Origin of the sequence: Chamaesiphon sp. VAR_69_metabat_338 (genome assembly GCF_031423935.1) — a bacterium.
In the GTDB taxonomy this organism is placed as follows: domain Bacteria; phylum Cyanobacteriota; class Cyanobacteriia; order Cyanobacteriales; family Chamaesiphonaceae; genus Chamaesiphon.
Map to the genome: position 1 here is coordinate 1 of NZ_JANPGM010000203.1, position 5750 is coordinate 5750.

Consider the following 5750-nt stretch of genomic DNA (forward strand, 5'->3'; position numbering starts at 1 on the left):
ATTTTATCTGAATGGGGGTAATTTTATACCAGTTGTTTCTATCATTCAACACTTCTGGGGATTTACATGCAAAGTGTTATTGTCATTTGAATATCCAGCAGCAGGCAGTTCGCGGATTATTCGAGCCGATCGATAATGAAATTTAATCAATCGATTAATCGATCGATTTTCTCGGCTAAATAGGCTCGCATCTGCTGTAAATCAGCCAGCCGATCGTCTACTTCTTGCAGCTTCCGGTTGAGAATTACTTGTTTTTCATCATTGGTTAGTCGATCGCTCTCAAAACTGGCGATCCATTCCTGAATCTCTGCTAGCGTAAATCCTAGCCTTTTCGCCTGTTGAATCAGGACTAATCTCTCTAGACTCTGCTCGTTATAAATGCGGTAATTATTTGTCTGTCGATCGACCATTTCACTATCGATTAAACCCTTTTTCTCGTAAAAACGCAGAGTATCGATCGGTAAACCCGATCTTTTAGAGAGTTCGCTAATTAACATCGTCGCCCCTTGACATTGGACTATAGTCCATAGTTTACACTGCCAATAACTAACCCGACGAGTTACTAAACATATGCAGACTATTTTAATTACCGGAACTTCTTCTGGCATTGGTTATAGTGCAGCACAGGAATTTGCCAAGCGTGGCTATCAGGTCTTTGGCAGCGTTCGGACAGCGGCAGATGCCCAACGGCTCAAAGTTGAAATCGGAGCGAATTTCACACCGTTAGTATTTGATGTCACCGATGCGCCATCGATTTAATCAGCGGTCGATCGAGTCACTGAAATCGTCGGAGATCGGGGTCTGGGCGGACTGATTAATAATGCTGGAATTGCTACTAGTGGCCCATTAATGTATCAATCGATCGATGAAATTCGCTGGCAGTTTGAGGTAAATGTTATCGCCCCGATCGCTATAACTCAAGCATTTTTCCCATTACTGAAGATCGAGCAATCTCAGACCAATCGACCGGGTAGAGTAATTAATATTAGCTCCGTTGGCGGTAAGGTTGCCGCTCCTTTTATGGGTGCCTATGCTGGCAGCAAACATGCGCTAGAAGGGCTATCGCATAGTTTACGCCGCGAATTACTATTGCACGATATCGATGTGATTATTATCGGGCCAGGGCCTGTGATTACCCCGATTTGGGATAAAGATTCCGCTCAAGATCTGAGTCGGTACGATTCTACTGAATATCGCAGTATTTTAGAAGCATTTCAAAAGTATTTTTTACAAGTTGGGAAAAATGGATATTCATCAGCAAAAGTCGCAGAATTTATTCGGATAGCGTTTGAAACAAAACATCCAAAAGCACGTTATTCGATCGCACCCAATCCCCTCATTAACTGGTATTTACCCCGATTTTTACCCGCTCGCTGGTTGGATCGACTCATCGGCAACCAATTTGGATTGATGCGGCGATCTCGGTGAATACGAGTAAGTTTAGAGATCGATCGGATCGAACTCAGGATGATGTTAATATATCTGCCAAACATCGTTCTAGTTCGATTAATTTTGCTTGTTGCTGGGTGTCGATTTGACGATCGATCTTCAGCTCTGGATTAATTGCTAGATGCGCTCGATCGCGATAGACTTTAATCGTCGCCATTAGTTCGGTGTTTAGTCTGAATAAATAATCAGCAGCCGCATCGGTATAAGCTTCTAATACTTCTGCTGAATTATCCACTTTCGGTGGAGGATTGCTATCTGATGGTCGATCGCTAGCTAGTTTATTAGCAATCGTACTCGCACCCCCAACAACTGCCGCACCGATTGGGCCACCCAATACCCAGCCCAATCCGGCGGCAAGTGCCGCAGGTGTCAAGTTATCTAAAGATAATGATGGTGAATCTGCTTTTGGTGGTGGTGTTGGTGATTCTGGTAATAATAGTTCGGGCGGATCTGGCAGCACGATCTTGAGTGGTTCGACAGGTGAAGTATTAAAAAAGTTTTCAGCTTTATTCACCCAATCATTAATCTCTTGTTGCGAATGTTGTAGGCGCGGACGGACATTATTTGCTTCCCATTCATGAAATTGCGTCCGGCGAATCGCATCAGTCAAAGGTGATTGATAAAAGCCAATTAGATTTGGTAAATACAACCACTGCTCGACTTCTTTGAGGCTAGTTTCCCAACCAGTTTGGATTAATTTTTGGGCTTGCTGCTTGAGAGCTAATTCTCGATCGCATTTCTCTCGATGTTCGGTTACTGCTGCGGTTAATTTGGCAATCTGCGCTTGCAATAAGCCTTGGATCTCCACTCCTAACGATTGCAACACTGGCAGCCGCACCTCAGTTAGCTCTTCCCGCTGATGGGACACGATCGCCTGGAGAGCCGAAATAAACGCCGATAGCCCCGAAGTATGTAAAGTCGCGTCATCGCCCTTCAGACGGGCGCGGAGGGCTGGCAGCGCATCAACTCGATAGAGATTGCTAATCCCTGGTGGTAATTGAGATCGAAAACTTTCAGCCACAAATCGCAAGCGGTGTTGCACTTCCTTCTGTTCTTCTGGCTCCAACATATTCGTAAAATTTGCCACGAATACGACGGTATTAATCCCGCGATTTTCCAACCAATCCCGCAGATGTTCGCGTTCGCCGAGTGTCATTAGTTTGCGCACATCCAACACATTTACCACCAAATCCGCTGCCAACAATCGATCTCGTACCAAATTATCCTGCTCATCGCGATCGTTCGTACCAGGTAAATCGATTAATTCTACCCCAGTTTGTAAAAACGGATGGGGAAAACTCACCTCGACTTCTGCCACATCATCCCGCATCCGCCGATCGTTATCTAAAGTCGCGAATTCAGTTAAAATATCGGTATTCTTCGCCGCAATTATTTGCCCATTAGTTAAAGTAATTTTAGTCGCTAACTCTTCACCATAGACAACCTTAATCGCCGCACCCGTTGTCGGAATCAGATCGATCGGCAATGTTTTATTACCTAAGATCGCATTTAATAATGTCGATTTACCATGATTAAAGGGGCCAAATACAGCAATCTGATAATTCGATCGAGCTGATTTACCGGCAAGCGTTTTGAGATCGTTACCCAATTTAGACGTTGAATCGATTCCTAGCTTGTCAGCAGCGGTTTGAAGATGGGTGAGGAGTGAAGAGTTCATGGTTTGACGATCGGGTTCAGTAAATAAGTAATTTAAAATAATTTGTCGATTGGATCGATTTAGACTTAAAATTGAGATAGTAGAAGTTGCGTGCCGTTATTTTATGTTAGAACCACTCAGTCAAGCTAAACAATCTAAGATTCACGATCCAAGCGGAGCTGTCAATAATCTAGATAGATCCTCTGCCGAACAACTAGAAAGAAACAAGGCGATTCAAACCGTACTGCGTCAATGGCTGGATGAAGAATTAACACCAGAGGAGTCAACAGAAAGAGCACAACTATGGGAAGATTTTAAACAGATAGTAGATAGTAGTAGAGAACCTGGGCGCAAACTTTATTCACCAGAATAGAGCATGATTGTATTTTTAGATAGTGGTGTTTTAGGATTATTGTCTTCACCTTATCAGCAAGGTGAAGCTAAAGAATGTGGTGAATGGCTTTACAAATTATTGGCAAGAAGTGTATACGTAGTCAGTTCCGATATTTGTGACTATGAAGTGAGAAGAGGATTGAAGCTAGCTTTAATCGATCGTCCAGTACGCTCTGGTTTACAACAGTTGGATGCTTTAGTAAATCTCATTGATTTTTTACCATTGACTAGAGATGTAATGGAACTGGCTGCGGATTTGTGGGCGAGAGCGAGAAGCGAGGGAAAAGCTACCGCTAACGATAAAAACATCGATGGGGATATGATTATTGCGGCTCATTGGTCGATATTGAACGATCGATATCCCGGTCGAGAGGTTATTGTTGTAACTACTAACGTCAAGCACTTGGGCTATTTTACCAATGCTTATACCTGGCGAGATATCAATCCTTGAAGAAACTACTTATTTATATTATCCCCAAAGTTATGGTCGATATTATAAGTTTGGCTATTAGAATCGAACTACCTTCACTTTGTGCGATATCAAATCATTGGTTAAAATAGAGAAATATTAGTAATTGTCAATCGCAATAATAGTTCTACAAAGCCTATCCTGAATTTTAAATGTCTTCATTCATCGGTCATAGCTTGGCGGGTTTGACGGTTTATCTAACAACAACAGAGTTCCAGATAAACGATCGAGTTCGATCTTCAAGCAAATATAACTTACCCTGGCTAATGTGGCTGGTCGCGATCGCCTCGATACCAGATATCGACTATCTTATCCCCTCCCTAATTTTAAAATATAACAATCATCGAGTTAGGACTACTCATTCGTTCATAGGAGCGTTAATAGTTCCAGCTTGCACTATTTTAATTCTATATTTATTGGGTAAGCGTGGTAAAACTCTAGAGCTGATGAGTTTGCAAGCCGTATTGGCTGGTTTATCTCATTTGTTATTAGATTTACTGACTGGAGTATTGCCACTACCGCTACTGTATCCAAGTCTAGAAGTATTTCGGCTCCCATTCGGGCTGCTACCTAGCGCGGGTAAGATTCAATTAAATAATTACCTATTTTATCGAAATTTGTCGATCGAACTAGGTGTCATAGTACCGCTAGTAATTAGCTTGCTCCTCATTATTCGAGATCGAACCTTATTTGGCAAACATCGCTTATTGATTGCTGTTGGATTATTAGTTTCAGCTTGCTTCATGATGTGGGCATTTTCATTGAGTCGATAAAATATATTTTCCAAGTCAATCAATAACTCCAACTAGCAGTTTCAGCTAATATTTTCACCATTACTGCTAGATCCCCGACTTCTCGAAGAAGTCGGGGATCTGTCTCCACTAGAAATTAACCATTCAAGAATCCTTGATAGAAAGCCTCGATCGATTGTGACTCTTTCACCACATCAGCTTCAAATTGTTGTAACCGATTCACCTCAGTAACTCGATCGATCTCCTGAGATTCCTTCTGTTTGACGAGATTTTGGAGTTCGACTTTGCGAGTTTTGATATCATCATCGATCCGTTCGATCGCTTCGCGTTCGTAACTATCGAAACATTCCTGCACCGCACTATAAATTGGCTGCCATTGTTCTTTAGAAATCTCTGGCAATTTAGCAACTAATTGCTTCTTGATTTCCTGCGCGAAATACTTCCGTGCATGTTCGACTTGAAAAGCCGCTACACCGATACCGGCTGCCATAATCCCAATCGGGCCGAGGAGCGCGCCGAAGACAACGGCAATCCCCGCTGTGGTAAAGATATTGAGCATGATGCTCTGGAAATTGAAACCGCCAACGGCGAGAGCTGCTACTGCAAAGTTACCAGACGCGATCGAAAATAAACCCATTGCCCATTTTGCCCATGCTGGCGTACCATCATCATCGAGAGCCTTACTGCGGGTATGGATTTTACCTGTCAGTTTTTCTGCCATCTCTTGGGTGATGTTCTGATAATCGCCACCATGTTTTTGAGCTTGCTCGGAGAGTTCGCTAAAAGCCGCTGTGAGTTCCTTTTGGGCTGAGAGCGTCCAGGCGGCATATTTGTCATTGATGTACTGCTGGAAGCCTTTCTGGGCGGCTTGGTTGAACTGTTCGCGCTTGTTGCCGCTAAAGAAGTCTAGGAGTTGCAGATCGGAAGGTTGATAAGCCTGGAAATCGGCCTCGAAGGTATCTTCTAACTTGAGTAAATAAACCTTCATCGAATCGGCGATCGATCGAGCCTGACGATCGCGCACGCGGCG

At 43.3% G+C, this 5750-nt stretch carries 5 protein-coding genes and 2 pseudogenes; 4 read left to right on the forward strand and 3 right to left on the reverse strand.

The features are described from left to right. Window positions 1-146 precede the first annotated feature (146 nt). Window positions 147-497 (reverse strand): MerR family transcriptional regulator, encoded by a 351-nt coding sequence (locus RMO84_RS05890; protein ID WP_310487544.1) that lies wholly within the window; start codon window positions 495-497, stop codon window positions 147-149. A gap of 73 nt (window positions 498-570) precedes the next feature. Here RMO84_RS05890 and RMO84_RS05895 point away from each other — a divergent pair. Continuing rightward, window positions 571-1428: pseudogene (locus tag RMO84_RS05895) on the forward strand (SDR family oxidoreductase). 34 nt (window positions 1429-1462) lie between these two features. On the opposite strand, the gene RMO84_RS05900 reads toward RMO84_RS05895, so the two are convergent. Next, a complete protein-coding gene (locus tag RMO84_RS05900) occupies window positions 1463-3127 on the reverse strand; it encodes a dynamin family protein (RefSeq protein ID WP_310487545.1) in 1665 nt (554 codons plus the stop codon). Window positions 3128-3230: 103 nt separating this feature from the next. Between RMO84_RS05900 and RMO84_RS05905 the strand changes: the two genes are divergently transcribed. From RMO84_RS05905 to RMO84_RS05915, 3 genes are all read left to right on the forward strand, one after another. Beyond that, window positions 3231-3479, forward strand: coding sequence for a hypothetical protein (locus RMO84_RS05905; protein ID WP_310487546.1), 249 nt, complete (start codon window positions 3231-3233; stop codon window positions 3477-3479). 3 nt (window positions 3480-3482) lie between these two features. Next, window positions 3483-3950 (forward strand): hypothetical protein, encoded by a 468-nt coding sequence (locus tag RMO84_RS05910; protein WP_310487547.1) that lies wholly within the window; start codon window positions 3483-3485, stop codon window positions 3948-3950. Window positions 3951-4120: 170 nt separating this feature from the next. Continuing rightward, the gene (locus tag RMO84_RS05915) at window positions 4121-4741 is read left to right on the forward strand and encodes a metal-dependent hydrolase (RefSeq protein WP_310487548.1); all 621 of its coding nucleotides are present in this window, start codon (window positions 4121-4123) and stop codon (window positions 4739-4741) included. Between the two features lie 115 nt (window positions 4742-4856). Here RMO84_RS05915 and RMO84_RS05920 read toward each other — a convergent pair. Beyond that, a pseudogene (locus tag RMO84_RS05920) lies at window positions 4857-5750 on the reverse strand (dynamin); the annotation flags it as partial.